Raw genomic sequence first — 25,837 nt, forward strand, 5'->3', positions numbered from 1 at the left:
TTCGCTCAGGCCTTCTTCGGCTTGCCATAGCGACGGCGGGCAACCAGGCCGGCGGCTGCTGCGCCGAACAGGATCACCATCGAAGGTTCGGGCACTTCCGTGCCGCTGCTGGTCGACGAGGTGGTCGTGGTGCCGCCGTTCGAACTGGAAGAAGACGTCGACGACGAGGTCGACGACGATGTCGAGGACGACGTCGACGAAGACGTGGAGCTTGAGGTCGAACTCGATGTGGACGACGAGGTCGACGAGCTCGAGGAGACGTTGCCCGAGGAGCTCGAGGTCGACGAACTGGTGCTCACGTTGCCGGACGAGGTGCTGACATTCCCGCTCGAGGTCGAGACGTTGCCGCTGCTGGTGCTGACGTTGCCCGAACTCGTGCTGACCGATCCGCTCGAAGTGCTGACATTGCCGGACGACGTCGAGGTCGAGGTGGAAACGCCGCCGGTCGAGGTCGAGACGCCGCCGGTGGTGGTTGAACTGGTGATGCCGCCCGAGGAGGTCGAGGTCGATCCGCCCGAGGTTGACGATGACGTGGAACCGCCGGAGGTGGAGGTGGAACCGGTGCTGGTGGACGAGACGACGACGCTACCACCGCCGCCGCTGCTGCCGCCAAAGAAGCCGCCGAAGAAGCCGCCCCCGAAGCCGCCGATGCCGCCGCCGCCGATCACCACCGGAACGCCGCCGCCGCCGCTGGACCCGGTCGGCTGCGGCGGCATCGGTGGCATGTAGGGCACCGGCACCATTGCCATCTGCGGCGCGGGCTCGCAGGTTCTGGTGGTCGTCGTGGTCACGATGCGGCGGGCGCGGTGGATCTCGCGCTTGGCCGGGCGCTTCGCGATCCGCTTGGCGGGCTTGGTCGTCTTGACCTTCACCGGCTTGACGTGGTGGATCTCGCCCTTCGAAGGCGCTTCAGAAACGTGCACCGCGCCGCCGCCGAGCATCGCCCCGCCTGCTGCAGCCGCCGCCAGTTTTGCCAATGCCATCCGAACCGACATGATCGTTGCTTCCGTTCTCGTTCTCGGCGGAAGGGGCTATCAGAAGCGGGTTAATGCTCTGCTGACCCTTCCTTACCGATCGAAGAACGCAGATGGGGCGCTTGGGGGCAATGCCGTTAACCCTCTTCTTGCCGGTGAATCTGCCCGAAAACGGGACCGAAGCGGGCGGACGGTTAACTCTGTGCCAGAATGGGACCGAACCGCCGGCGAGGGTGAAGGTTGGAATCCAACTCCATGGCAACTCCCCCCTGACTCTCCTGCAACTCTCGTCAGCGGAGGGGAGACTCGGGCGCTAGTCTGCCTGATCGAAGAGAGACGGTGTCGAGCCGGTCGGCGGAGTGAGTCCGAGGTGCTGCCATCCTCGATCGTTGAGGCACCGTCCACGTGCCGTGCGCGCGATCAGCCCAAGCTGGATCAGGTAGGGTTCGATCACTTCCTCGATCGTGTCCCGCGGTTCGGAAAGCCCTGCGGCGAGCGTTTCGACGCCGACCGGGCCGCCCTTGTAGATGTCGGCGATCATCGTCAGGTAGCGGCGGTCCTGCAGGTCGAGGCCGATCTTGTCGACCTCGAGCCGGGTCAGCGCATTGTCGGCGATGGATTGGGTGATCTTCTCGGCCCCTGCGACCTGCGCGAAGTCGCGGACGCGGCGCAGGAGGCGGCCGGCGACGCGGGGGGTGCCGCGCGATCGGCGGGCGATCTCGGTGGCGCCGCCCTTATCGATGCCGATCCCCATCAGCGAAGCGCCGCGCGCGACGACGCGCTCCAGTTCCTCGACCGAGTAGAACTGCAGCCGCACCGGGATGCCGAAGCGATCGCGCAGCGGCGTCTGGAGCAGGCCTTGCCGCGTGGTCGCGCCGATCAGGGTGAAGGGGGGCAGGTCGATCCGCACCGAGCGGGCCGAGGGGCCTTCGCCGATCATCAGATCGAGCGCGCGGTCTTCCATCGCCGGATAGAGCACTTCCTCGACCACGGGGTTGAGGCGGTGGATCTCGTCGATGAACAGGACGTCGCCGTGTTCGAGATTGGTCAGCAGCGCAGCAAGATCGCCCGCCTTGGCAATGACCGGGCCGGACGTGGCGCGGAAATTGACTCCCAATTCGCGCGCGATGATCTGGGCGAGCGTGGTCTTGCCGAGGCCCGGCGGGCCGAAGAATAGCACGTGATCCATCGCCTCGCGCCGCATCTTGGCGCTTTCGATGAAGACCTGCAGGTTGTCCTTGGCAGCGGCCTGCCCGACAAATTCGGCCAGCGTCTTGGGCCGCAGGGCAGCGTCCTGATCCTCGATCTGCGAGGCGGCGGAGAGGAGGGGGTTATCGGTCATTTGTCCTGGCAATTCTGTGCAGCGTAATCCCAAGACCCGCCGGCATCGAGGCAGCTGTCGATAGCAACTTCAGCGGACCCAAAGTGCCAAACGAGTGACAGGCCACCCAAAAGTAAGCCAAGTGGCAACACGCGCTTCACCCCGCCGCCCTTTTCAGCGCCACTCTCACCAGATCGTTGAGCCCCGCATCCTCGCCCAGTTCCTTGACCGCTGCGGCCACGGCGCTGCTGGCAATGGCGGGTTTGAAGCCGAGGTTTTGCAGGGCCGAGACGGCGTCGGCGCTGGCGTTGCCGGGGGGTGGGGTGAATATTTCGCCGCTGCCCATGCCGACGGGCGAGGTGTAGCCTGCGAGGCCTCCGGCCTTGTCCTTCAACTCGTTGACGATGCGGCTGGCGAGTTTGGGGCCGACGCCGTTGGCGCGGGCGACCATGGCGCTGTCGCCGTGGGCGCAGGCGCGTTGGAGTTCCTCGATCGAGAGGGCCGAGAGGATGGCGAGTGCAACCTTGCTGCCGACGCCCTGCACGGCGGTCAGCAGGCGGAACCAGGCGCGTTCTCCGGCGCTGGTGAAGCCGATCAGGCGCTGGTCTGTCTCGCTCACCTGCATCTCGGTGTGGATGACGACCTTGTCGCCCCGGATGCCGAGATGGGTGAGCGTCTTGGCGGAACAATGGACGAGATAGCCGACGCCGTTCACGTCGATCACGGCCCAGTCGGGCCCGGTGTCGTCAAGAATACCGGTGAGCTTGGCGATCATGGTTTGTTCCTATGGCAGGAACTTTTTGCCGTGGCCAGAGGCTAAGCGCGCCGAATGTGTGGAGTGGGGGCGGCTGGTTGCGATAACTTGCGCTGCTTGCCCACCCCCGGCCCCTCCCGCCTGCGGGAGGGGAGACGTCAATCGTTGGCTTGCTGGTCCTCGGGTACATTGTCCCACGGGCGGTAGTAGAGTTCGGCGCAATCGTGCGCGAGGACGCCGCCGGTCAGCGTCAGGTCGTCCTTGTAGGCGTCCGCCACGAAATCGAGCGTCGAGAGGTGGCGGTCTTCAAAGTACATCTCGTGGACGTCGTCGCGGCCCGCACCATAGACGATGCGCGAGATGCCCGCCCAGATTGAGGCCATGGTGCACATGCCGCAGGGCTGGAGCGTGGAATAGAGCGTGGCGCCGGGAAAGCGCATTTCGCCGGAGGACTTGCCCGCCGCGCGGATCGCCATGACTTCGGCGTGGGCAGTGGCGTCGCAGTGTTCGGCGGTGCGGTTCACGCCGTGGGAAAGGAGCTGCCCGTCGCGCACGATGATAGCGGCGATGGGGGTGTTGGCGGGATCGGTGCCCTTGCGCGCGACGGCAAGGTCCCTTGCGCGGGCCATCCAGTCTTCGTCGCTCGGCCTGTCATTCAGTGCGTCCATCCGATCCATACGCCGGATGTGCGCAGTCGTTCCGCCCTAGCGGTGGCTGCCCAGCATGTTGGCATGCGTGATCGCCACCGCCAGCGCGTCGGAAGCGTCCTCGCCGGCAAGCTGCACGCCGGGCAGGAGGATCTTGAGCATGTGCTGGATTTGCTGCTTTTCCGCGCCGCCGGTGCCGACCAGCGCCTTCTTGATGACCTTGGTGGGATATTCGGCCACCGGGATCCCCGCGCGCGCAACGGCGACCATGGCAACGCCGCGCGCCTGACCCAGCTTGAGCGTGGACTGCGGGTTGACGTTGACGAAGACCTCCTCGACCGCGCCGCTGTCGGGCTTGTAGATGTCGATCACGGCGGCGAGGGCGGAATCGAGCTCGACGAGGCGTTCGGCCATGGTGGCCTTGTTGTCGGTGCGGATCTGGCCGTTGGCGACGTGGCTCAACCGGCTGCCCGACTTGGCGACGACGCCCCAGCCGGTGACGGTGAGGCCGGGGTCGATGCCCAATATGATCATGTTACAGTTTCAGTCCGAAGCGCGGGGCCAGTTGCATCATGGCGAGATAGAGCAGGACCGTGAGCAGACAGCCGGCCACCAGCGCAATCCAGAACGACACCCCATGGCGCAGCAGCGCCGGGATGACGAGGAACATCGGCAGCGATGGCAGGACGTACCAGAAGGTGGCCTCGGCATGGATCGCCATGTTCTCCGCATCTGGCCGGGCGTTCCACAGGAACACCATGCCAAGCACCGAGACGAGCGGGAGCGAGGCGACCAACGCGCCCAAGGTGGGCAGGCGCTTGCCGATTTCCGCAATGGCCGCGATCAGCACGCCCGAGAGCAGCGCCTTCGCGGCCAGTTGCCACATGCCGATCAGCCCAGCGTTTCCATGACGTCGTCGGGGATGTCGTAATTGCCCCAGACGGTCTGGACGTCGTCATCGTCCTCGAGCACGTCGATCAGCTTGAGCAGGGTGGCGGCGTTGTCGGCATCGACCGAGGTCTTCATGCTCGGCTTCCATGCCAGCTTGACGCCTTCGGCTTCGCCCAGGGTCTTTTCGAGTTCGCGCGCAACTTCGTGCAGCGATTCGACGGCGACCCAGATCTGGTGGCTGCCGGGGTTCTCGTCGCCATCGCCCATGTCGGATTCGACGTCTTCGGCACCGGCTTCGATAGCGGCTTCGAGGACCTTTTCCTCGTCACCGACCTTGCCGGGGTATTCGATCAGGCCGAGGCGTTCGAAGCCGTGGCTGACCGCGCCCGATGCGCCAAGGTTGCCGCCGTTCTTGGAGAAAGCGGTGCGGATGTTGGTGGCGGTGCGGTTGCGGTTGTCGGTCAGCGCTTCGACGATGATCGCGACGCCGCCGGGGCCATAGCCTTCGTAGCGCACTTCCTCGTAGTTATCGCCTTCGCCCTTCGACGCCTTGTCGATGGCGCGGGCAATGTTGTCTTTGGGCATGGACTGGGCCTTGGCGGCGTTGACCGCGGCGCGCAGGCGCGGGTTCATGTCCGGATCGGGCATGCCCATCTTGGCGGCCACGGTGATTTCGCGGCTGAGCTTGGAAAACATCGCCGAGCGCTTTTTGTCCTGCGCGCCCTTGCGGTGCATGATGTTCTTGAATTTGGAATGGCCTGCCATGGTCCGTGCTTCTTGCGAGGTTTTGGAATCTGCACCGCCCCTAGCCGACGCGGGCGCATCCGGCAATCGGTGTGGCGCATTGGCGCAATTGCAGGCATGAGGCAGCGATGATCCGCACCACGCTTGCCGAACTCATCGCCTTCCTGCGCCGCCCTGTGCCGATGGAGGCATCCGGCCTGAATGACGATGGCGCGCTGTCGCGCTGGGTGGTGCTGGCGGCGTTCCAGATCGGCGTGCTGGGGCTGGTGGTGATGCCGCTGATTGCGCTGTGGCAGAAGGCCTTTGCTCTATCCCCGCCCAATGCCTTCGAGGGACTGGGGCCGCTGGCGCTGTGGGGCGGAGCGGTATTGCTGGCGCCGGTGCTGGAAGAGCTGTTCTTTCGGGGCTGGATGAGCGGAACGCGGCGGGCGCTGGCGCTGATGGGCGTGGTGCTGGTCGGGCTGACGCTGTTCATCGCATTCGGCCGGGGCAAGCCGCTGGCAGGTGGCGGGATCCTGCTGATCACGATTGTTGCAACCGGTGTTGTCTGGTGGCGCAAGCGACGCGACAGATCGGTTCCCGCGTGGTTCTCCCGGCACTTCGCCCTGCTGGTCTACGGCACCACCGCGCTGTTCGCCGCGATGCATCTGGCGAACTACGCGAGCGTTACGCTGGCTGCCGTACCGATGGTGCTGCCGCAGTTCTGGTCAGGCCTGATGTTCGCGCACATGCGGGTGAGGCTGGGTCTGCTGGCTTCGATCCTCAACCACATCGCCTCGAACGCGATCGTGCTGGCCGTGGCGCTGAACTGGGGTTAGCCGTTAACGACTGTCCCGCCATTGGGGTGCAGGACCTGGCCCGACATGTAGGATGAATCCTCGCAGGCGAGGAACAGGAAGCTCGGGGCGACTTCGTTGGGCTGGCCGGGGCGCCCCATCGGCGTGTTTTCGCCGAAGTGCTCGAGCTTTTCCTCGGTGGCCCCGCCGCATGGATTGAGCGGCGTCCAGATCGGACCGGGCGCTACGGCGTTGACGCGGATACCGTGGCCGACGAGCTGTTCGGACAGGGCCCGGGTGAAGGCGGTGATGGCGCCCTTGGTGCTCGAATAGTCGAGCAGTTCGGGTTCACCCTTGTGGCTGGTGATCGAAGTGCAGTTGACGATGGCGGCGCCGGGCTTGAGGTGCTCGCGCGCAGCCTGAACGAGATAGAACATCGAGAAGATGTTGGTCTGGAAGGTGCGCTGCAGCTGATCGGCGGTGATGTCGCGGATGTCCTTGTCAGGGTGCTGCTCGCCCGCATTGTTGATAAGGACGTCAAGGCGGCCCCAATCGCCGATGACGAGATCGACGAGGGCGTGGGCCACTTCCGGATCGCCGAGGTCGCCGGCAAAGGTCAGCGCTTCGCTGCCTTCGGCCTCGCACAGTTGGCGGGTGCGGGCAGCGTCCTCGCTTTCGTTGAGATAGGCGATGGCGACTTTTGCGCCTTCGCGCGCGAACAAGACCGCGACGGCCCGTCCGATACCGCTGTCGGCCCCGGTGACGATTGCCACCTTGCCCTTGAGCCGCCCTGAGCCGGGATAGCGCGGCTGCCATTCGGGCTTGGGATCGAGGTTCGCCTCGCTGCCGGGAAGGCCGTCCTCGTGGATCGGTGGGCGGACGGTGGCGGTCTGGGTCATTGGGCTATCCTGCTGAAACTACAGGATGCCAATGGCCGGGCAGGGTGGTGGTTCCGCTCCTGCCCGGGAAACGCGATCAGTCGATGCCGAGCGCGTTCTTGTAGGTTTCGAGCACGGCTTCCATCTCGCGGCGGTCGTCGGGCTTCATTTTCCGCAGGCGGACGATCTGGCGCATGATCTTGGCGTCGTAGCCGGTCGCCTTGGCTTCGTTGTAGACATCCTTGATGTCGTCGCCGATGCCCTTCTTTTCCTCTTCCAGGCGCTCGATGCGCTCGATCAGGAGGCGCAGACGATCGTCTGCGGTCTTGGCGTCGTCGAATTCGACCATCGGGAAAGTCTCCGGGTATGCGGGTGAATCAGGTGGCGGGGCTGATAGACGCGCCACCGGATTCGGGCAAAACCGGGGCTGTGGATAGTCCGGGGATTAGTGAGATCCGGCGTTCTTCTTCAGGCTTTCTTCCATCCGGGCGAGCTGCTCCGGCGTCGCTTCAGTCTGATAGCGGGCTTTCCACTCTGTAGCGGGCAGGCCGTGAATCACTTCGCGCGCTGCGGCCTTGTCGCCTTCGAAACCGCCTTCGATGATCCAGTCGGCAAGGCAATTGCGGCAGAAGCCCGAAAGACCCATCAGGTCGATGTTCTGGGCGTCGTGGCGATGCTGGAGGTGCTTGACCAGGCGGCGGAAGGCGGCGGCCGCTACGGAATCGGGCAGGGCATCGATTGCATTCGTATCCACTGTAAACATCCTTGGGTTTTGAAATGGCATGGGCCATAGCGCATCGCGGAAGATTCATAAGGAGTACCAAAGCCGTGGCCAAGCTCGATCCTCGCGGACGGAAAGTGAAGATCCTCGCCACGGTAGGTCCCGCCAGCCGCGAGCCGGAGATGCTGGAGAAGCTCTTCCGCGCTGGGGCCGATGCGTTTCGTGTGAACATGAGCCATGGCGAACACGCCACCCATGCCGAGACGATCGCCAATATCCGCGCGCTCGAGAAGAAGGTGAACCGCCCGATCACGATCCTGTGCGACCTGCAGGGGCCGAAGCTGCGCGTGGGCAAGTTCAAGGAAGGCCGCGCGGTGATCCGCCACTCCGGACACTTCACGCTCGACCGCAATCCCGAGCCGGGCGACGAAACCCGCGTGCAGCTGCCGCATCCCGAACTGTTCGGCATCCTGCAGAAGGGCCAGCGCCTGCTGATCGATGACGGCAAGCTGCGCCTGCGCGTGATCCGGGCCGATCAGAACGAGATTCTCTGCTCTGCCGAGGTTGGTGGGGTCATCTCCGATCGCAAGGGCGTCAACGTGCCGGATGCCGTGGTGCCGGTCCCGGCACTGACCGACAAGGACCGCCGTGACCTTTCATTCGCGGTGGAGCATGGCGCGGACTGGATCGCCCTGTCGTTCGTGCAGCGGCCCGAGGACGTCGCCGAAGCGCGCCGCCTGATGGGGGGCTACGGTTCGCTGATGGCCAAGATCGAGAAGCCCGCCGCCATATCGCGGCTGGAGGAGATCATCGAGCTTTCCGATGGCATCATGGTCGCGCGCGGGGACCTCGGCGTCGAACTGAACCCCGAGGAAGTGCCGCCGCTGCAGAAGCGCATCGTGGAAAGCGCACGCCGCCAGGGCAAGCCGGTGGTCGTCGCCACGCAGATGCTGGAATCGATGATCGAGGCGCCGACGCCGACCCGCGCCGAAGTGTCCGACGTCGCCAACGCGGTCTACGACGGCGCCGACGCGGTCATGCTCTCGGCCGAAACCGCCGCAGGGGCCTGGCCGGAAGAGGCGGTGACGATCATGCACCGCATCGCCGCGCAGGTCGAAGCCGATCCAGGCTATGGCGCGCGCGTCCACTTCATCGAGACCCTGCCCGATCCGACCACCGCCGACGCGCTGGCACAGGCTGCGGCGAGCATCGCCAACACCCTGCCCATCGCCGGGGTGATCGTTTTCACCGGGTCGGGCTCGACCGCCCGCCGCGTGGCGCGCGAACGGCCCGGCGTGCCCATGCTGGTGCTCACGCCGTCGCAGAAGACCGCGCGCAAAGTCGGCCTGCTGTGGGGCGCACATGCCGTCAGCACCAAGGACATCGGCAGCTTCGAAGAAATGATCGCCAAGGGCAAGCGCATGGCGCTGCGCCATGGCTTCGGCACGGCCGGATCGCGGCTGGTAGCCCTGGCGGGTGTTCCCTTCGGCACTCCGGGCGCCACGAACCTGCTGCACGTCGTCACGCTGACCGGCAACGAGCTGGATCAGCACAGCTGACAATGATGTAAATCTGCAACGCTGCGTGTAAGATTTAATTGCTCACTTGAAAACAGGTTGAACGCTGGCGCGCAGCGGGCATTTTCGGCTCCACAAAATATAACGGGAGCTGAGAATGCTGAAGACAAGGAACAGGGTCGTACGTGCATTTTCCGGCGGCTTGAGCGCGATCGCTCTCGTCGCCACGGGCGCGGGTGTCGCCCAGGCGCAAGAGACTGCGCAGGATCAGGAGCAGTCGGCGATCGACGTGCTCAACGCCGACATCATCGTGACGGCCACGAAGAAGAAGGACGTCGAAAACGTCCAGGACGTGCCGGTTGCGATCACCGCTTTCAACGCGCAAAGCCTGCAGGCGCTGCAGGTGCGCGATATCCAGACGCTGACCTACAGCGCGCCGAACGTCTCGCTCGACCAGGTCGGCACCTCGCGCGGAACCGCCAACTTCTCGATCCGCGGGCTTGGCGTGAACAGCTCGATCCCCTCGATCGACCCGACCGTCGGCGTCTTCGTCGATGGCGTCTACATCGGCGTGAACAACGGCCTGGTGTTCGACGTTTTCGATCTCGGCTCGGTCGAAGTGGCGCGCGGACCGCAGGGCATCCTCTATGGTCGCAACACGACCGGCGGCGCGGTGCTGATCAACACCGGCGATCCGACGCCGGATCTGCGCGCCAACTTCCGCGTGTTCTACGAAGGGCCGATCGATTCCGGGCGCGGATCGGGCAACTTTGCAGCGCAGGCCGTGGTCTCCGGCCCGCTGATCAAGGACGTGCTGAACTTCAAGATCGGTGGCTACGTCAACAACGACGAGGGCTATTTCAAGAACCTGTTCGACGGCAGCGACTTCGGCAAGGCGCAGACCCAGATCGTGCGCGGTGCGCTGGAATTCCTGCCGTCGGAGGCCATCCGCATGGTGGCCAAGGTCGAATACTTCAACAGCGAGGGCGATGGTCCGGCCGGCCAGAACCATGGCCTGTACAAGCGCGACACGTTCGACTTTGCGATCGACAATCCCGGCTTCTACAAGAACCGCACCTGGTTCGCGACGCACAAGACCGAGATCGACGTCGGCGACGGCAAGATCACCAACATCTTCGGCTTCCGCGACTATGACGCCTCGACTGGCGGCGACATCGACGCCAAGCCGGTGTTCGTCTTCCACTCGAACACCCTGTTCAAGCAGCGCCAGTACTCGGACGAAATCCGCTACAACAACCGCTTCGGTGCGCTGGACTTCACGGCCGGCGGTTTCTGGTTCACGCAGGACCTGCGCTACGACGAGCTGCGCTTCTTCCCCTCGTTCATCAGCCCGTTGACCCAGATCGGCGGGGGTCGCCAGGATCACGACGTACTCGGCCTGTTCGCGTCGGGTGACTTCGACGTGACCGACCAGCTGACACTGACCGCCGGCATCCGCTGGTCCAAGGAAACCAAGGACGTGGCCGTCACCTACATCCGGCCGCGCACCAACTGTTCGGTCGTGGCCGGTACGTGCCCGACATCGGGCCGTAATTCATTGATCCCGACTGAGAACAACGGTTTCACAGACAAGCGCACCTGGGAAAACTGGAGCCCGAAGCTCGGCTTCCAGTACCGCTTCAACAACGATGCGCAGGTCTATGGCAACTGGACCCGCGGTTTCCGTTCGGGCGGCTACAACTTCCGCATCACCAATGCCCGCGCGTTCGAAGCCGTCGCTGCAACGCGCGGCTTGTCGTTTGACGAAGAGCAGGTCGACAGCTTCGAACTGGGCACCAAGTTCCAGACGCCTGACCGCAAGCTGACGCTCAACCTGGCGGCATTCCGCACCGAAGTTGGCAACATGCAGCGCGAGGTCAACGAAGGGTCTGCGGCCGGTGTTGCCCAGTCGATCTTCAACACCGCCGACGCCCGCATCACCGGCATCGAAGGCGAAGGTCGCTTCGCCCTGGGCAAGAACTTCCTGCTCACCGCGAACTTCGGCTACATCGACGCCAAGTACACCAAGGTGCTGTTCGACATTTCGAGCGACGGCGTGGTCAACGACGCCGACAAGGCGCTCGACCTGCCGCGCACCCCGAAGTGGACCTATGGCTTTGGCGTGCTGGGTGATTTTCCGGTGGGCGAGGGCAATGCCATCGTCGCCCGCGCCAACTTCCAGCACCGCGACCGGTTTGCCTATACCGACAACAACTTTGGCTGGATCACGTCGTCCGACAACCTCGACGCCTCGATCAGCTACAAGACCGGTGGGCTGACCTTCACGGTCTATGGCCGCAACCTGCTCGATCAGGTCCAGCATGGTGGTGATACCCAGCTGGGCACCGCCGCGCAGATCCCGGTGTTCGGTGGCCCGCTTTCGACCGGCGTCGACCGGCCGTTTGCCGACAATCCCAAGGCCGGGACGTTCTCGCCGCTGGTGCGCGGCCGCGTGCTGGGCGTGGAACTGAACGCCGACTTCTGAGGCAGTGGGCGCTGCGGGGTGTACTGCTCCGCAGCGCTCAGTTCTGGCGTGACTTGATCGTTGCCAGCCTAGGCGCTTCGCGGCCAGCGCGCTTTTCGGCAGAGATTACGCAGTTCTTGCCGGCTTTCTTGGCAGCATAGAGCGCAGCGTCGGCAATCGGCACGATGTCGGTTGCCGACGTTGCCGTTTCCGGAATGGTCGCGATGCCGAGCGAGGCCGAGATCGCGCATTCGTGGCTGGCGCTCAGCGATTCGATGCGCTGGCGCAGTATTTCGGCCTTGTCCATCGCGTCTTCCAGCGAGCAGTCGGGCAGGATCGCGACGAGTTCCTCACCGCCATAACGGCAAACGACATCGGTCGGCCTGAGGCATCCGACGATCTGTGCCGCGACATCGCGCAAGACGGCATCGCCCTTGGCGTGACCGTGTTCGTCGTTGAGCTTCTTGAAGTTGTCGAGATCCAGCATGACCACGGCGGTGCTTGCCCCGGTGCGCGAACCGAGCGACACGAAGCGCTCCAGCGCGTCTTCCATGTAACGACGATTATAAAGCCCGGTGAGCGGATCGCGCAGCGACTGGGTGCGCAGTTTCTCGCGCAGGGCAATGTTGGACAGGGCCAGCGACATGGAATCGGCCAAGGCACGGCCAAGGCGCCGGATTTCGAGAATGTCCTCGTAAGCGTCCTGCGTATCCGGATGGGCGATGATCAGCAGGCCGTGCAATTGTCCGCATGCCATCATCGGCATTTCCACTGTGGCGATCTCGGAAGGGTGGTGCGCACAGCACAGGGTTCCCACCGCTGGCGAATTGATATGCGGCTTGCCGCGTTTCAATGCCCAGCAGTTGGAAGGGGAGAGCATTTCGGGCACCCGGTAGCCCTCGGGCATGTCCCAGGCCCGCGCCAGATCCAGGCGATCGCGCGAGTTGTTGAACACGAACAAGGCCGCGCCATAACCGGGCAGCAACCGGCGTGCCGTTGCCATCAGGACTGCGCCCGCGTCCTCATAGGTTTCTGCCGCCTGCAGCATGTCGGTCATCGCGAACAGCTCTTGGATCTGTTCACGCGAATCGCGGGTGACGAGGAAGTTTGCGAGGTTTCGATTGCGCACCGATTCGGCGGCGCGCTTCAGGACGATCTGCAACGCAAAGAGTGCGACCATGCAGCAGGCCGCCGCTATGGCGAGAAGGTCGTGGTATTTTTCGGCAACGACCATCGGCAAGACGACCGTGCACAGCACCAGCGCATGAGCGACGAGAGTCGCAACATGCACTTTCTCCAGCGCTTTCCCGTCGTCGGTCAGCTGGCGTTTATCCGATGTTTCGCGATCTGCCACAGGTCAGGCAACCTCCCATTATCGGGATATGCCGGGCAGTGGGGTAAGAACGCGTTTAACCCGCGGGCCGTAAGTCAACGGCTGCAACCGCTACTTGCGGTTTACCATCGTGTCGCCCGGTTCAGCGCGCTCCGAACAGCGCCGAGCCGATGCGGATGTGGGTCGCGCCCAGCTGCACTGCCGTTTCAAAATCATCGCTCATGCCCATCGACAGGCGGTTCAGGCTATTGTCGTCGGCCAGCTTGTCGAGCAGGGCGAAGAACGGCGCGGCCTCGATCCCGGCAGGCGGCACGCACATCAGGCCGATCACGTCCAGACCGGCTTCGCGGGTCTGCGTCAGCAGAGCGGGCAATTCGGCCACTGCGCAGCCGCCCTTCTGCTCCTCGTTGCCGATGTTGACCTGGACGAAGCAGGGCACCTTGCGGCCAAGCTTGTCCTGCGCCTTGCCCAAGGCGGTGACGAGGCTGGGGCGGTCGACCGAGTGGATGCAATCGAACAGGGCAATCGCGTCTTCGGCCTTGTTGGACTGCAACTGGCCGACAAGGTGAAGCTCGACATCGGGATGGGCCGCGCGGATGGCGGGCCACTTGTCCTGCGATTCCTGGACGCGGTTCTCGCCGAACGCGCGCTGGCCCTGCGCGATCAGATCGAGGATCGCCTCGGCGGGCTTGGTCTTGGAGATTGCGATCAGCGTCACCTCATCGGCCTTGCGCCCGGCGATGCGCGCGGCGGTGGCGATGCGCGAACGGACCTGTTCGAGCGGCGATGAAGGGACTGCCTGTTCCATGGCGCGGTGCTATAGCGCCACGATGCAAAAGCGCCAGACCATCGCGAAACAGGTGCCGCGACGCGTGCTGTTGAGCGATGCGCGCAACGATGCCGGGCTGGAGCGCGCGCTGGCGCGGCTGGGACGGGGAGATGCGCTGGTGTTCAGGCACTATCACCTTGTCCGTGCCGCGCGGCGCGCCCGCTTCACGACGCTGGCCCGACTGGCATCGCGCCGCGGCGTCATGGTCATCGGCGCCCGCGTCCCGAGGATGTGGCGTGTCGATGGCGTCTATGGCGCAGCCGGAAAGGTTGCGGGGAGCCCCGGCTTGCGTCTGGTCACGGCCCATTCGCTCCGGGAAATCGCAGCAGCAGCACGCGCCAGGGCCGATGCGATTCTGCTTTCGCCGGTTTACCGCACGCGATCGCATCCGGGTGGCAAGGTGCTTGGGCCGGTTCGCTTCCTGATGCTGGCGAGGTATTCGCCAGTGCCGGTGATCGCGCTGGGCGGGATGACCCGGCAGCGCGCCGCACGGCTGCCGGTCCATGGTTGGGCGGCGATCGACGGGCTGGCCTAAACCCTTCACTCGTCGCAATTCCTGTCGGGATTCTTGACGGTGAGTCCCCTTCGGGCGCATGATGGGCGGGCAAGGGCAGGGATAGGCACAAGTTCATGGCAAGCCGGGCAGCAACCACCGCGCAGGCACGCGGATCGAACGCGCGAGGAGGCCAACGTGGTGCCGATTGGCGCGGTGCCGGCCTGCGGGGGGCAGATTGGCGCGCCGTTCTGCGCCGCTCGCTGCGCCGCAGTCTGGAACTGCTCGGTGGCGGCATCCTGGCCGCGGCGATGGTGTTTCTGGCGCTGGCGCTGTTGAGCTATACGCAGACCGATCCCTCCGGAAGCACGGCTTCGGGCAGCCCGGTCGAGAACTGGATGGGCCTTGCCGGCGCATGGGCATCGGAGCGCGTGCTGCTGTTCTTCGGTCTGCCGGGCGCCCTGCTGCTTCCGCTCCTGTGGGTGTTTTCGCGGCGCCTGTGGGATTCGGAAAGCGATCTCATCGATCTTGACGAGGACGAGGACGAGGACGGGGACGCAGCGCCGCCGCCCAGCTGGTGGCGCCCTACGCTGCTGTTGCTGGTTGCTATGGCGCTGATCGGCACGGCGCTCTCGCTTTGGGGTGGCAGCACGTCGAGCCGCCTGCCTGCCGGGCCGGGTGGGCTTTCGGGCCTGCTTGGCGCAGCGGCGGTGAACGGGCTCGCCGGATTGGTGCCGCAGGTTTCCGCGCTGTGGTTTTCGGTTCCGCTGGGCCTTGCCTCGCTTGCAGGAGGCCTCGCCATCGCCAGCCGGATCTTTGCGTTCGACTGGGCCGGGATGCTCAGCCTGCCGTCGTTCCTGCGTCGTTCGCCGCGTCAGGTTGACCTCGGAGACGTAGAGGACGAAGCCACTGCCCGTCCGCCAAAGAAGGAGCGCCGCGAGAAGGAAGCGCGTGCGGCCGCCGAAGCCATCGACGTCGAGGAAGCGCTGTCGCAGCGCAAACCGACCGAGATCAGCGACCCCACTCGCACGCCTGCGCCTGCGGCTGCTCCGCCCAAGGCACGGCAGGGCGACCTGTTCGACAAGTACGAGCTGCCCTCGATCGACCTGCTGGTCGAAGCCCCCGCAGGCTCCACCCAGAAGATCGACAAGCTGGCGCTCGAACGCAACGCGCGCCTGCTCGAGAATGTGCTCGACGATTTCAACGTCAAGGGCGAGATCACCGCGGTGCGTACCGGCCCGGTCGTGACCATGTACGAGCTGGAGCCGGCGCCCGGCATCAAGGCCAGCCGCGTCATCGGCCTGGCAGACGATATCGCCCGCAACATGAGCGCGATCTCGGCGCGTGTCTCGGCCATTCCGGGGCGCACCGTCATGGGCATCGAATTGCCCAACGCGATCCGCGACATGGTGTCTTTCCGCGAACTGATCGCCTGCGAAAAGTTCGCCAGTTCCAAGGCCTTGCTGCCGATCATCCTCGGCAAGGACATTGCCGGTGAACCGATCGTGGCCGACCTTGCGACGATGCCCCACCTGCTCGTTGCCGGTACCACCGGTTCGGGCAAGTCGGTAGGCCTCAATTGCATCCTGCTCTCGCTGCTCTATCGCCTGACGCCCGCGCAGTGCCGCCTGATCCTCGTCGATCCCAAGGTGCTCGAACTCAAGTCCTACGACGACATCCCGCACCTGCTCTCACCCGTGGTGACCGAGCCGGCCAAGGCGGTGCGCGCACTCAAGTGGGCGGTCGAGGAAATGGAGCGGCGCTATCGCCAGATGTCCTCGATCGGCGTGCGCAACATCTCGGGATTCAACGACAAGGTCCGCGCCTCGCTGGCCAAGGGCAAGCCGCTGGGCCGCCGCATCCAGGTCGGCTTCGATCCCGATACCGGCGAGGAACTGTTCGAGGAACAGCAGCTCGATTACGAAGTGCTGCCGCAGATCGTGGTGATCGTCGACGAGCTGGCCGATCTCATGGTCACGGTCGGCAAGGAGATCGAAGTCCTGATCCAGCGCCTGTCGCAAAAGAGCCGCGCCGCCGGCATCCACCTGATCATGGCCACGCAGCGCCCCTCGGTCGACGTTATCACCGGCGTGATCAAGGCCAACCTGCCGACGCGCATCAGCTTTGCCGTGACCAGCCGCATCGACAGCCGCACTATCCTTGGCGAGCAGGGCGCCGAGCAGCTGCTGGGCAAGGGCGACATGCTCTACAAACCCAACACCGACCCGATAAAGCGCGTCCACGGCCCGTTCGTTTCGGACGAGGAAGTGGAGAAGGTCGCCGATCACTGGCGTGGTCAGGGCAGTCCCGAATACGTTGATTCGGTTACGGAAGAGCCGGAAGACGGCGGCTTCGGCTTCGACGACATCGACAGCGCCTCGGACAACCCCGAAGACCGCAAGTACCGCCAAGTCTGCCAGCTCGTGTTCGAAAGCCAGAAAGCCTCGGCCAGCTGGATCCAGCGCCAGATGGGCGTGGGGTACAACACCGCGTCGAAGTGGATCGAGCGCATGGAGGCCGATGGCCTCGTCGGCCCCGCCAACCACGTCGGCCGGCGCGAGATTTACCGCGACAAGGATGGCAACGTCCTCTGACCGCATCCCATGCACAAGTTCATGAATATTCCGACATCGGAACTTAACCCCGATTTCGGGGCAATTCTTGTCAGGGATTAACGAGCTTCTAAGTTTGCTCAGGTAGCGCTTCATCCATGTTGGGTGGGTTCAGACGCTGGCTGTGCATGATGCTGGTGGTCTTCGTCGGTCTCTGGTCCGCCGAAGGACAGGCAGAACCCGTGCGCCCCCTGTCTGCCTGCCATGCCGATGCCTCGACCGGCGAAACCTGGCAGACGGTTGCATCAATGCCGTCGCGCTGGCGCTGCGATGACAGCGGATGGTCCTTGGCGGAAGAGGTTCTGATCCGCTTCGATCTCGGCAACGAGGATGGCCGCGTTCTCCCGCAAAGCCTTGTCACGCATACCGGCAACTTCGAACGGGTGGACGTGGGCCTGCTCGGGCAGGACGGCGCGATCCGCTGGTCCTCCTTCTGGCCGGCAGACGTCCACCATCTGGCCGCCGGGCCGTACATGGTGATCCCGGTGGCCGGGGTGACCTCGGAAACGAGGGCCGTTGCCGTCAGGGTGGTGAAGCCCTGGGGCAAGACCATCATGAGCGAGATGCGGCTCGATGCCTATCCCGAAGGGAGCGGCTGGCCCTTGCCCCGGATCATCGTGATGGCGGCGATCTGCGGGATGCTGCTCGTGCCCCTGCTGATCAACACCGCATTCTACTCCGTCCTGCCCGAGCGCTACGTGATCTGGCATCTGGTGATGGTGGCGGCCATGCTGGTACAGGCTGCATTCGCCACCGGGTTTCTGCATATCTTCGTCGATGTTGGCGCGGTGTGGGAATGGCAGGTTTCGAACATCGCCTTTTCTACCATGGCGAGCGCCGCACTGCTGTTTGCCGCAAGCTTTATCGAGGCTGACAAGCTGGCGCCGCGCCTGCGATGGCTGGGACAGCGCACGGCGCCCGCGATTGCCATCGGCGGTCTCATCGCCTGCCTGCCCGTCGACGCAATGAGGAGCCTTTCATCGCCTGCAATGCACCTGTTGATGGGTGTGGCGATCATGGTGCTGGCAGCCATGCTGTGGGATGCACATCGGCGTGGCAGCACAGCGGTCCGCCTGCAGATCATAGCCTGGACGCCGATTCTGCTGATCGGGTCCTGGCGCATATCGGCTTTTCTTCTTCCCGGCCTTCATCCCACCGAGGCCATCGAACTTTACCAGCTCGCCCTGGCCTTCGAGGTGCTGGTTACGGCCCTGGGCATCGTGAACCGCTTCGTCGATGTCAGGCAGGAGCGTGACCGTGCCACCGCACGCGCCATCGAACTCGAAGGCGTCGCCGACCGCGATCCGCTGACCGGCCTCAGGAATCGCCGCACGATCGAAAAGCGCTTCGAACAGCTTTTCGACCGTGGCTTCAGGACCATGGCAGTCATCGATCTCGATCACTTCAAGGACGTGAACGATACGCACGGCCATGCGATGGGCGATATCGTATTGCGGTCGGCTGCCGGTGCCTTGCTTGACGATCGGGACACCAAGGCGATCCGGATGGGGGGTGAGGAATTCCTGCTGCTCCTGCGTGGCCAGGATGCCGCAGCCCGTGCCGAGCGTTGCCGCCGTGCCATCGCCACGCGCGTTTCCACCGAAGTGCCCGGCCTTGACCGGATCGTCACGGCGAGCATGGGCCTGGTGGAGCACGACACCACTGGCAATCTCCAGATAGACTTCGTCGCGCTCTATGCGCGCTGCGACCAGCTCCTGTACGAAGCGAAGCGGCTGGGTCGCAATCGCACCATGCGGGAAAAGGTCACCGGCTTCGACGTGGCGAACCGCGCCGTGGCCTGACGGGAGCCGGCAAGGCCCGTTCCGCACCGTGAAATGCAAATTGCCGGTTTGCAGCTTTGCTAATTCACTTGAGCATGCGGCATGGATTTGCGCTATGGGCCGCAGAATTCGAAGACTGCGAAGGACTCCCGCCGTGCAAGATACCCTCATCCGCCAGCGCGAAACGACTGCACCTGCCGGTTCCGTCCGTACCGACTGGACGCGCGAGGAGATCGCCGCGCTGTTCGATCTGCCGTTCACCGAACTGGTGTTCCGCGCCGCAGAGGTGCATCGCCAGCACCATCGCGCGGGCGAAGTGCAGCTGTGCACGCTGCTCTCGATCAAGACCGGCGGCTGCCCCGAGGACTGCGGCTATTGCTCGCAGTCGGTGAAGGCCGATAGCGGCGTCGAGGCGACCAAGCTGATGGAAGTGCAGAAGGTGCTGCAGTCCGCCGCGCAGGCCAAGGACAACGGCTCAAAGCGCTTCTGCATGGGCGCGGCATGGCGCAATCCCAAGGAGCGCGACATGCCGGCGATCATCGCGATGATCAAGGGCGTGCGCGAGATGGGCATGGAGACCTGCATGACGCTGGGCATGCTGACGCCGGGCCAGGCCGCACAGCTCGCCGAAGCGGGGCTCGATTACTACAACCACAACATTGACACCTCGCCCGAACGCTACGAGGAAGTCATCACCACCCGCACCTTTGCCGACCGCCTGCAGACGCTCGACAACGTGCGCAGCGCGGGCATCAACGTCTGCTCGGGCGGCATCGTCGGCATGGGTGAGACTCGCGCCGATCGCGTCGGCTTCGTCCATGCGCTGGCCACGCTCGAACAGCACCCGGAAAGCGTGCCGGTGAATGCGCTGGTGCCGATCAAGGGCACCGTGCTCGGCGACATGCTGGCGGATACTCCACTCGCCAAGATCGACGACATCGAGTTCGTCCGCACCGTGGCGGTTGCGCGCATCACCATGCCGCTGTCGATGGTGCGCCTGTCGGCAGGGCGTGAAGCGATGTCGGATGCGACGCAGGCGCTGTGCTTCATGGCGGGCGCCAATTCGATCTTCACCGGCGACAAGCTGCTCACCGCTGCCAATGCCGGCGACGATGCGGATGCCGCGATGTTCGCCCGCCTCGGTCTGAAGCCGATGGAAGGCGAGGAACCCATGAGAGCGATGAAGGCTGTCGGAGGCTGCTCGGGAGGCTGCGCGGCCTGATGGCTGAAAGCACCACGCGCACCGGTTCGCTGTGGTCGGCGCACACGGCTGATCTCGCAGGTTTGGGCGAAAAGGCCCGCCTGCGCAGCCTCGCACCCCGGCGCGGGATCGACTTTGCGTCGAACGATTACCTTGCGATGTCGTCATCGCCCCGGCTCGCGGCGGCAGTGCAGCAAGCCATCGCGCGCGGGGTGCCGCTGGGCTCGGGCGGGTCGAGGCTTTTGCGCGGCAACGATCCGGAGCACGAGCTGCTGGAACAGGAAGCGGCACGTTTCTTCGGCAGCGAATCCGCGCTGTTCTTCTCGGCGGGTTATGCCGCCAATGTCGCGCTGCTCTCCACCCTGCCACAGCGCGGTGACTTGATCGTCTATGACGAACTCGTCCACGCCTCGATGCACGAAGGCCTGCGCCTGACCCGCGCGACCTCGGTCAGTGCCGCGCACAACGATCCGCAAAGCTTCGATGACGCCGCCCGCGATTGGCGCGCCAAGGGCCACACCGGCCGCATCTGGCTCGCGTTCGAGACGCTTTACTCGATGGATGGCGACATGGCCGACTTGGCGGCGATGGCGCAGGTCGCCGAACGGCACGATGCGATCATGCTGATCGACGAGGCCCACGCGACTGGCGTGTTCGGGCCGGATGGCCGCGGTATCGCCGCCACGCTCGATGGCCGGCCCGACACTGTGGTGCTGCGCACTTGCGGCAAGGCGATGGGCTGCGAAGGTGCGCTGGTCCTCGGTCCCAAGGTCGTGCGCGATTTCCTCGTCAATCGTGGTCGTCCCTTTATCTTCTCCACCGCGCCTTCGCCGCTTGTCTGCGCTGCCGTGCGCGAAGCGCTGCGGATCTTGGCGGACGAACCGCAACGCCGCGAAGCCCTGCGCGCTCTCGTCGCCCATGCCGAGCGCGTGCTTGCCCCGCACGGTGCGCTGCCTTCGGGATCGCAGATCCTGCCGCTGATCCTGCACGAGGACGCGCGGACCATGGCCGTCGCCTCGACGCTTCAGGCCAAGGAATTTGACGTGCGCGGCATCCGGCCACCGACTGTCCCGCAAGGCACCAGCCGCTTGCGCATATCGCTGACTCTCAACGCCACCGCCGCAGACGTCGACGCGCTGGGGGCGGCTCTTTCGGAGGCGCTTCGATGAGCGCCTTCGTCGTTACCGGAACGGATACCGGCATCGGCAAGACAATCTTCTCTGCAGCGCTCACCGGAGCGTTGCACGCGCACTATTGGAAGCCGGTGCAGGCGGGGCTCGATGATGGCGCGGACCGCGACCACGTTGCCAGTCTCTCCGGTGTCCCGGCAGATCACATCCTGCCCGAAGCCTATCGTCTCAACACGCCGTGCTCGCCGCATCGCGCGGCAGAGATTGATGGCGTGGTGATCGACCTGGCGCAATTGTCCCTGCCGCACGTGCGCCCGCTCGTGGTCGAGGGGGCGGGCGGGGCGCTCGTTCCCGTGACCCGCAATACGACATACGCTGATGTGTTTGCGTGGTGGAACCTGCCGGTCATCGTAGTGGCGCGCACCGCGCTCGGCACGATCAACCATTCGCTGCTGACGTTCGAGGCGCTGCGCTCGCGCGGCGTGCCGATTCACGGCGTGGCGTTCGTGGGCGAGGCGAACGAGGACAGCGAGGCCACGATCTGCGCGATGGGCGAGGTGAAGAGGCTCGGTCGATTGCCGATGCTAGACCTGCTGGACGCGCAGGGCCTCGCTACTGCCTTCGCCCAACGCTTCCGGATCGAGGACTTCAATTAGAGTTTCGCCCTCACCACTCCCCCGTCCAGGCAGCAGTGATGAGGGCGAAACTGGTCATTCCTCGAAGATCGCCACGGCGCGGGTCCAGCCTGCCGAAGCGCCCTTGATCTTGTGGGGGAAGCAGCTGACCATGAAGCCGTCCGGCGGCAGCACCTCAAGATTGTGCAGCTTTTCAAGGTGGCAATAGCCGATGTCGCGCCCGGCCTTGTGGCCTTCCCAGATCAGCGAGGTGTCGCCGGTTTCCTTGACCTTCTCGGCGGTGTGAACGAACGGCGCGTCCCAGCTCCAGGCGTCGGTGCCGGTCACGCGGATGCCGCGCGAGGTCAGGTACATCGTTGCCTCGTAGCCCATGCCGCAACCGATGCTGACATAGTTGGGATCGCCAACTGCCTTGCCGGCTGCGGTGTTGACCATGACGATCTCAAGCGGCTTCAACTCGTGCCCGATGCGCTTGAGTTCGTCTTCCACATCCTGCGCGGTAACGACATAGCCATCGGGGAAATGGCGAAAGTCTAGCTTCACGCCCGGCTGGAAGCACCACTCCAGCGGCACTTCGTCGATGGTCATCGACGGCACGGGTTTGCCGTCCTTGCCATCCATCGTCGGGTGGAAATGCCACGGCGCATCGAGGTGCGTGCCGTTGTGCGTGGTCAGCGTCACGTTCTCGACCGCCGCGAAGCCCGCGCCGTCCGGCGTCTGCTCGGGTGTCACGCCGGGAAAGAAGAAGCCCAGTTCGGGCATCGTCTCGCCATGCTTCTGGTATTCGATCTTGGGGCGCAGGAACGGCGGATCGGTGATGACATCGTTCTCGAGATAGATCGAAAGATCGACGAAACGGCGTGTCATGCGGTGTGTCCCCCAAGCGTCTCGGCGAACCAGTCGGCGATCAGGTCGCGGCCGTACGACATGTTGTCCGCGCCGACGTGTTCGACACCGCCTTCGCGGGCGGTGAAGATCACCTTCTCGCGGCGGGGCGAATTGATCAACTGGTCGTAGAGGTCGTCGGCATAGGACACGCTGATCTGGCGATCCTGCGCGCCATGAGTGACAAGGAAAGGCACCTTGATCGACCCCATGTGGCCATTCAGGTTCATGTCGGTCGACTTGGCGAGGAACTCGTCCATGTCCTTTGCACCGAATGCCCACATCACGTGCGCCCAGTAGTGGGGAACGGGGTTTTCGCCCTCGCGCTTCATGCGCTTGTCCTGCACCTCGCGCCAGTTGTGGTTGGCACCCCATACCGCGCCAGAAGCAAAGCGCGGTTCATAGGCTACGGCGCGCGGGGCGAAGTGGCCACCCAGCGAGATGCCGGTCATGCCGATGCGCTTCGCGTCCACGTCGGGCTGCTGTTCCAGCCAGTCCACCGCCTTGCTCGCCCAGTTCTCCGAATGCGGATCGACCGGGAGGCCCTGCAGGCGCAGCGCCTCGCCCGTCCCCGGCTGGTCGACGCACAGCGTCGAAACGCCACGACGGGCCAGGGCTTCGGGCAGGCGGCTCCAGTAGAGCAGCTCCTTGCAGCTATCGAGGCCATTGCAATAGACCACCACCGGATGCGGCCCCGGCCCTTCGGCGCGGGTGTAGAGCGCCGACATCGTGCCGGTCGCCAGCGGGATTTCCACGCGCTCGCGGTTGATCTTGCCCAGTGCGGTCGACTTCGCAAAGGCGTCGAGCGCCTTGGCGTAAGTCTCCTTGCGGCCCGGCGCGCCGTGGCCCTGCATGCGTTCGGCCACCAGCAGGTAGAGCGACGCGCGCTCCAGCTTGTTGGACGCCGAGAACGCGCGGCCCTTGGCCTCGTCCTCTGCGGCAAGTTCAATCAGCTTGTCGCCATAGGCGGCCCACTGTTTCATGAACTGCGGCGTACCGGCATCGCCGCCATTGGCAGCGGCATCGATGATCGGCTGGCACATGTCGACGATTTCGCCGATCTGCCCGCCGCTCTCCATCGCGATCGAGACGGAGAGGTTCCAGATGTAGTTCGGGAACGGTTCGTAAAGCGCCATCGATCAGGCCTCGCCGACGAGTTCAGGCGTCTGGAACAGGCCCGGATTGACGTGCGGATGCGGCATCGTCTGCGGACCGCCCACGCCGATGCCCCACTGGTCCATGACCATCGGCGCAGGCGTGTGGACCTTGTGCTGGTGCGCTTCGAAGTCCACCTCTTCGAGATCCGAGGTGTACTCCGTGACGAAGCCACCCGGCGTCACGAAATAGCTGAAGGTGTTGTTGCCGGCGGTGTGGCGGCCCGGACCCCAGCTGATGTCGATGCCCTTGATCTTCAGGCGGTGCGCGCCGCGCATCATGTCGTCGACCGAGAGCATGTCGTAGGCGACGTGGTTGAGGCACGCAGGTCCCGGCAGGATCGCGATGCGGTGGTGCGCCGAATTGCAGCGCAGGAAGCACATGAAATCGCCCAGCCAGTCGGAAACCTTGAAGCCGAGCACGTCGCAGAAGAACTTCACCGCTTCCTGATGGTTCGGCGAATGCAGCACGATGTGGCTGATCTTCACCGGCACGCCTTCCCAGCGCGCCAGTTCCCGCTTGGCGCCACGGGCCACGTCGCTCGAGACTTCGAACATCAGGCCATCGGGCGAGAAGAAGCGGAAGCCGTAGCCACCGCCGGGCGAGGTCAGATCGGCAGGCTCGCTGACGATCTTGCATCCGGCATCGGCAACCTTGGCGCGCAGCGCGTCGACATCGGCGCGGCTGTCAGCTGCAAGGGCGATCACGTCGACGCGGTTCTCGTCAGCGCGGCGCAGCTGCACCACGTGGTGCTCGTCATGCCCCTGCGCCTTGAACCAGGCATGGTTCTGGTCCTCGCCGACCGGCTCGAGGCCCCAGACGTCGGTGTAGTAGGTCTTCTCGGCGTCGAATTCCTTCACGCCATATCCGACATAGCGGATTTCGGTAACGCGGCTCATGGGATCTTCCTTGAAATGCGGGTAAATCAGATCGGCTGCGAGACGACGCCGAACATTTCAGCGGTCGCCTTGTGGTTGTCGACCGCGGGCCCCACGCCCAGCTGGCCGTGGCAGATGGCAAGGCTGCTCTCGACGATGTAGCGGCAGCGTTCGAAGCGGCGGTCGCGATAGGCCTTGAGCGCGGCTTCGACGTTGTCGTGGCGCTCAAGCTCTTCAGCGATGACGATGGCGTCCTCGATCGCCATGCCAGCGCCCTGGCCCAGGTGCGGCGTCGTTGCGTGGACGGCATCGCCCAGCAGGCCGACGCGACCCTTGCTCCAGTCTCCACGCACCAGCATGCCTTCGAGCGGGCGGTAGACCACGCCCTCGTCATCGGTGATCTGCTCGCCCAGTTCGCGGATCGCCGGCGAGCAGTTCGCCAGCTTGGCGCGCATCGCGGCGGCAATGCCTTCCTTGGGATACCACGGCTTGCCGGGCTCGGGCGTGGTGACGTACATGTACATCACGTCCGCGCTCATCGGCACAAGGCCAACGCCGGTCGGGCCGTTGTAGACCTGCAGCGCATCGAGACCCTCGGGGCGCGGGAAGTTGTAGCGCCACACGGCCTGCCCGGTGAACACCGGCTTCTCGGCCTCGGGCAGGATGGCGTCGCGCGTCTGCGAATAGACGCCATCGGCGCCGATCACGGCGTCGTAGATGCCCGACGAACCGTCCGAGAAGGTCACGGCAACCTTCTCGCCGTCGTCGACGATGTCGTCGGCGGTGATGCCGAGGCGGATCTCGGTTCCGAGTTCCTTGGCGCTGTCACCCAGCACTTTCTGCAGGGCGCGACGGCCGATGCCGACGTTGGCGGGGCGACCTTCGACGAGGCGCGGGCTCGGCACGCGGGCGACCTTGGTGCCATCGGGCAGGAAGATCTCCACCGCGTCGAAGCCGCAGGCCGCATCCATGAACCTGTCGAGCACGCCGAGCTGGTCCATCGCGCGCAGCACGTTCGACTGCTGGATGATCCCCACGCCATAGACCGACCAGTTCGGATCGCGCTCGATCGCGGTGACGGTGTGTCCCTTGCGTGCCAGAGCAATCGCAGCGGAAAGACCGCCGATGCCTGCACCGATGACAAGAATATCGAGATTTTCCATGCTTTTATACTGGCCGTCCGCAGCAAACGGCCGGCCCCCTCTCGTTAAGCTGAAT

26 protein-coding genes are annotated in these 25,837 nt (G+C 64.8%); 10 read left to right on the plus strand and 16 right to left on the minus strand.

Features of this window, described 5'->3' with window-relative positions:
• Positions 1 to 5 precede the first annotated feature (5 nt).
• Positions 6 to 95, minus strand: coding sequence for a PEP-CTERM sorting domain-containing protein (locus HGI46_RS22200; protein WP_230487715.1), 90 nt, complete (start codon positions 93 to 95; stop codon positions 6 to 8).
• A gap of 4 nt (positions 96 to 99) precedes the next feature.
• Between HGI46_RS22200 and HGI46_RS22205 the strand changes: the two genes are divergently transcribed.
• Complete coding sequence (locus HGI46_RS22205) at positions 100 to 729, plus strand: hypothetical protein (RefSeq protein WP_240946859.1); 630 nt, start codon at positions 100 to 102, stop codon at positions 727 to 729.
• 558 nt (positions 730 to 1,287) lie between these two features.
• Here the strand turns inward: HGI46_RS22205 and ruvB are convergent.
• The 6 genes from ruvB to HGI46_RS17715 all read right to left on the minus strand — a co-directional run bounded on the left by ruvB (position 1,288) and on the right by HGI46_RS17715 (position 5,352).
• Positions 1,288 to 2,316: a Holliday junction branch migration DNA helicase RuvB gene (gene ruvB / locus HGI46_RS17690; protein WP_168905308.1), complete on the minus strand. Its 1,029-nt coding sequence runs from the start codon at positions 2,314 to 2,316 to the stop codon at positions 1,288 to 1,290.
• Positions 2,317 to 2,452: 136 nt separating this feature from the next.
• Positions 2,453 to 3,070 (minus strand): Holliday junction branch migration protein RuvA, encoded by a 618-nt coding sequence (gene ruvA / locus HGI46_RS17695; RefSeq protein ID WP_168905309.1) that lies wholly within the window; start codon positions 3,068 to 3,070, stop codon positions 2,453 to 2,455.
• A 137-nt stretch (positions 3,071 to 3,207) separates the two neighbouring features.
• Complete coding sequence (locus tag HGI46_RS17700; protein WP_240946860.1) at positions 3,208 to 3,717, minus strand: nucleoside deaminase; 510 nt, start codon at positions 3,715 to 3,717, stop codon at positions 3,208 to 3,210.
• A gap of 36 nt (positions 3,718 to 3,753) precedes the next feature.
• Complete coding sequence (gene ruvC, locus HGI46_RS17705) at positions 3,754 to 4,230, minus strand: crossover junction endodeoxyribonuclease RuvC (protein ID WP_118072991.1); 477 nt, start codon at positions 4,228 to 4,230, stop codon at positions 3,754 to 3,756.
• Position 4,231: 1 nt separating this feature from the next.
• A complete protein-coding gene (locus HGI46_RS17710; RefSeq protein ID WP_168905310.1) occupies positions 4,232 to 4,582 on the minus strand; it encodes a DUF3147 family protein in 351 nt (116 codons plus the stop codon).
• A 5-nt stretch (positions 4,583 to 4,587) separates the two neighbouring features.
• On the minus strand, positions 4,588 to 5,352 hold the full coding sequence (locus HGI46_RS17715; RefSeq protein WP_039333607.1) for a YebC/PmpR family DNA-binding transcriptional regulator: 765 nt from the start codon (positions 5,350 to 5,352) through the stop codon (positions 4,588 to 4,590).
• A 107-nt stretch (positions 5,353 to 5,459) separates the two neighbouring features.
• Here HGI46_RS17715 and HGI46_RS17720 point away from each other — a divergent pair, with 107 nt between their 5' ends.
• Positions 5,460 to 6,149 carry a CPBP family glutamic-type intramembrane protease gene (locus tag HGI46_RS17720; protein WP_168905311.1) on the plus strand — a complete coding sequence of 230 codons (690 nt, stop codon included), beginning with the start codon at positions 5,460 to 5,462 and terminating at the stop codon, positions 6,147 to 6,149.
• On the opposite strand, the gene HGI46_RS17725 is transcribed toward HGI46_RS17720, so the two are convergent.
• The 3 genes from HGI46_RS17725 to HGI46_RS17735 all read right to left on the minus strand — a co-directional run bounded on the left by HGI46_RS17725 (position 6,146) and on the right by HGI46_RS17735 (position 7,739).
• Entirely contained in the window at positions 6,146 to 7,006 is an 861-nt protein-coding gene (locus tag HGI46_RS17725) for an SDR family oxidoreductase (protein ID WP_168905312.1), read from the minus strand. The two genes, HGI46_RS17720 and HGI46_RS17725, sit on opposite strands and share 4 nt — an antisense overlap.
• 76 nt (positions 7,007 to 7,082) lie before the next feature.
• The gene (locus HGI46_RS17730; RefSeq protein WP_039333612.1) at positions 7,083 to 7,334 is read right to left on the minus strand and encodes a DUF2312 domain-containing protein; all 252 of its coding nucleotides are present in this window, start codon (positions 7,332 to 7,334) and stop codon (positions 7,083 to 7,085) included.
• 96 nt (positions 7,335 to 7,430) lie between these two features.
• Positions 7,431 to 7,739, minus strand: a complete 309-nt coding sequence (locus HGI46_RS17735) for a DUF1244 domain-containing protein (RefSeq protein ID WP_240344869.1) — start codon at positions 7,737 to 7,739, stop codon at positions 7,431 to 7,433.
• 74 nt (positions 7,740 to 7,813) lie between these two features.
• Between HGI46_RS17735 and pyk the strand changes: the two genes are divergently transcribed.
• Together pyk and HGI46_RS17745 are read left to right on the plus strand one after the other, a co-directional pair.
• Positions 7,814 to 9,265 carry a pyruvate kinase gene (gene pyk / locus HGI46_RS17740; protein ID WP_205525268.1) on the plus strand — a complete coding sequence of 484 codons (1,452 nt, stop codon included), beginning with the start codon at positions 7,814 to 7,816 and terminating at the stop codon, positions 9,263 to 9,265.
• Between the two features lie 115 nt (positions 9,266 to 9,380).
• The gene (locus tag HGI46_RS17745) at positions 9,381 to 11,708 is read left to right on the plus strand and encodes a TonB-dependent receptor (protein ID WP_168905313.1); all 2,328 of its coding nucleotides are present in this window, start codon (positions 9,381 to 9,383) and stop codon (positions 11,706 to 11,708) included.
• A 37-nt stretch (positions 11,709 to 11,745) separates the two neighbouring features.
• Here HGI46_RS17745 and HGI46_RS22460 read toward each other — a convergent pair whose 3' ends face one another.
• Entirely contained in the window at positions 11,746 to 13,041 is a 1,296-nt protein-coding gene (locus tag HGI46_RS22460) for a GGDEF domain-containing protein (RefSeq protein WP_168905314.1), read from the minus strand.
• Between the two features lie 121 nt (positions 13,042 to 13,162).
• Entirely contained in the window at positions 13,163 to 13,828 is a 666-nt protein-coding gene (locus HGI46_RS17755; RefSeq protein WP_168905315.1) for a YggS family pyridoxal phosphate-dependent enzyme, read from the minus strand.
• A gap of 22 nt (positions 13,829 to 13,850) precedes the next feature.
• Between HGI46_RS17755 and HGI46_RS17760 the strand changes: the two genes are divergently transcribed.
• The 6 genes from HGI46_RS17760 (at position 13,851) to bioD (ending at position 21,722) form a co-directional block, all read left to right on the plus strand.
• On the plus strand, positions 13,851 to 14,384 hold the full coding sequence (locus tag HGI46_RS17760) for a thiamine phosphate synthase (protein WP_240344870.1): 534 nt from the start codon (positions 13,851 to 13,853) through the stop codon (positions 14,382 to 14,384).
• A 95-nt stretch (positions 14,385 to 14,479) separates the two neighbouring features.
• Complete coding sequence (locus HGI46_RS17765) at positions 14,480 to 16,936, plus strand: DNA translocase FtsK 4TM domain-containing protein (RefSeq protein ID WP_240946861.1); 2,457 nt, start codon at positions 14,480 to 14,482, stop codon at positions 16,934 to 16,936.
• A gap of 119 nt (positions 16,937 to 17,055) precedes the next feature.
• Positions 17,056 to 18,756 (plus strand): diguanylate cyclase, encoded by a 1,701-nt coding sequence (locus tag HGI46_RS22385; protein ID WP_277346379.1) that lies wholly within the window; start codon positions 17,056 to 17,058, stop codon positions 18,754 to 18,756.
• 133 nt (positions 18,757 to 18,889) lie between these two features.
• Positions 18,890 to 19,957 (plus strand): biotin synthase BioB, encoded by a 1,068-nt coding sequence (gene bioB, locus HGI46_RS17775; RefSeq protein ID WP_346766769.1) that lies wholly within the window; start codon positions 18,890 to 18,892, stop codon positions 19,955 to 19,957.
• The gene (locus HGI46_RS17780) at positions 19,957 to 21,105 is read left to right on the plus strand and encodes an 8-amino-7-oxononanoate synthase (RefSeq protein WP_168905318.1); all 1,149 of its coding nucleotides are present in this window, start codon (positions 19,957 to 19,959) and stop codon (positions 21,103 to 21,105) included. The genes bioB and HGI46_RS17780 overlap by 1 nt, the downstream gene beginning before the upstream one ends.
• Positions 21,102 to 21,722 carry a dethiobiotin synthase gene (gene bioD, locus HGI46_RS17785; RefSeq protein ID WP_168905319.1) on the plus strand — a complete coding sequence of 207 codons (621 nt, stop codon included), beginning with the start codon at positions 21,102 to 21,104 and terminating at the stop codon, positions 21,720 to 21,722. Before HGI46_RS17780 ends, bioD begins: the two co-directional genes overlap by 4 nt.
• Positions 21,723 to 21,776: 54 nt before the next feature.
• Here the strand turns inward: bioD and HGI46_RS17790 are convergent, their stop codons facing one another.
• The 4 genes from HGI46_RS17790 to HGI46_RS17805 are packed head-to-tail and all read right to left on the minus strand — an operon-like array spanning position 21,777 to position 25,782.
• Positions 21,777 to 22,568 (minus strand): cyclase family protein, encoded by a 792-nt coding sequence (locus tag HGI46_RS17790; protein ID WP_168905320.1) that lies wholly within the window; start codon positions 22,566 to 22,568, stop codon positions 21,777 to 21,779.
• Entirely contained in the window at positions 22,565 to 23,722 is a 1,158-nt protein-coding gene (locus HGI46_RS17795) for an alpha/beta fold hydrolase (protein ID WP_168905321.1), read from the minus strand. Before HGI46_RS17795 ends, HGI46_RS17790 begins: the two co-directional genes overlap by 4 nt.
• Positions 23,723 to 23,725: 3 nt before the next feature.
• Positions 23,726 to 24,640: a VOC family protein gene (locus HGI46_RS17800; RefSeq protein WP_168905322.1), complete on the minus strand. Its 915-nt coding sequence runs from the start codon at positions 24,638 to 24,640 to the stop codon at positions 23,726 to 23,728.
• Positions 24,641 to 24,666: 26 nt separating this feature from the next.
• Positions 24,667 to 25,782 carry an FAD-dependent oxidoreductase gene (locus tag HGI46_RS17805; protein ID WP_168905323.1) on the minus strand — a complete coding sequence of 372 codons (1,116 nt, stop codon included), beginning with the start codon at positions 25,780 to 25,782 and terminating at the stop codon, positions 24,667 to 24,669.
• Positions 25,783 to 25,837 lie beyond the last annotated feature (55 nt).

Origin of the sequence: Novosphingobium sp. ERW19 (genome assembly GCF_012641315.1) — a bacterium.
Lineage (GTDB): Bacteria > Pseudomonadota > Alphaproteobacteria > Sphingomonadales > Sphingomonadaceae > Novosphingobium.

Bases quoted from the DNA above. Each gene is read 5' to 3' on its own strand.
- ruvB (WP_168905308.1), bottom strand. From the start codon at position 2,316: ATGACCGATAACCCCCTCCTCTCCGCCGCCTCGCAGATCGAGGATCAG.
- ruvA (WP_168905309.1), bottom strand. From the start codon at position 3,070: ATGATCGCCAAGCTCACCGGTATTCTTGACGACACCGGGCCCGACTGG.
- HGI46_RS17700 (WP_240946860.1), bottom strand. From the start codon at position 3,717: ATGGACGCACTGAATGACAGGCCGAGCGACGAAGACTGGATGGCCCGC.
- ruvC (WP_118072991.1), bottom strand. From the start codon at position 4,230: ATGATCATATTGGGCATCGACCCCGGCCTCACCGTCACCGGCTGGGGC.
- HGI46_RS17710 (WP_168905310.1), bottom strand. From the start codon at position 4,582: ATGTGGCAACTGGCCGCGAAGGCGCTGCTCTCGGGCGTGCTGATCGCG.
- HGI46_RS17715 (WP_039333607.1), bottom strand. From the start codon at position 5,352: ATGGCAGGCCATTCCAAATTCAAGAACATCATGCACCGCAAGGGCGCG.
- HGI46_RS17720 (WP_168905311.1), top strand. From the start codon at position 5,460: ATGATCCGCACCACGCTTGCCGAACTCATCGCCTTCCTGCGCCGCCCT.
- HGI46_RS17725 (WP_168905312.1), bottom strand. From the start codon at position 7,006: ATGACCCAGACCGCCACCGTCCGCCCACCGATCCACGAGGACGGCCTT.
- HGI46_RS17730 (WP_039333612.1), bottom strand. From the start codon at position 7,334: ATGGTCGAATTCGACGACGCCAAGACCGCAGACGATCGTCTGCGCCTC.
- HGI46_RS17745 (WP_168905313.1), top strand. From the start codon at position 9,381: ATGCTGAAGACAAGGAACAGGGTCGTACGTGCATTTTCCGGCGGCTTG.
- HGI46_RS17755 (WP_168905315.1), bottom strand. From the start codon at position 13,828: ATGGAACAGGCAGTCCCTTCATCGCCGCTCGAACAGGTCCGTTCGCGC.
- HGI46_RS17760 (WP_240344870.1), top strand. From the start codon at position 13,851: ATGCAAAAGCGCCAGACCATCGCGAAACAGGTGCCGCGACGCGTGCTG.
- HGI46_RS17765 (WP_240946861.1), top strand. From the start codon at position 14,480: ATGGCAAGCCGGGCAGCAACCACCGCGCAGGCACGCGGATCGAACGCG.
- HGI46_RS17780 (WP_168905318.1), top strand. From the start codon at position 19,957: ATGGCTGAAAGCACCACGCGCACCGGTTCGCTGTGGTCGGCGCACACG.
- bioD (WP_168905319.1), top strand. From the start codon at position 21,102: ATGAGCGCCTTCGTCGTTACCGGAACGGATACCGGCATCGGCAAGACA.
- HGI46_RS17790 (WP_168905320.1), bottom strand. From the start codon at position 22,568: ATGACACGCCGTTTCGTCGATCTTTCGATCTATCTCGAGAACGATGTC.
- HGI46_RS17795 (WP_168905321.1), bottom strand. From the start codon at position 23,722: ATGGCGCTTTACGAACCGTTCCCGAACTACATCTGGAACCTCTCCGTC.
- HGI46_RS17800 (WP_168905322.1), bottom strand. From the start codon at position 24,640: ATGAGCCGCGTTACCGAAATCCGCTATGTCGGATATGGCGTGAAGGAA.
- HGI46_RS17805 (WP_168905323.1), bottom strand. From the start codon at position 25,782: ATGGAAAATCTCGATATTCTTGTCATCGGTGCAGGCATCGGCGGTCTT.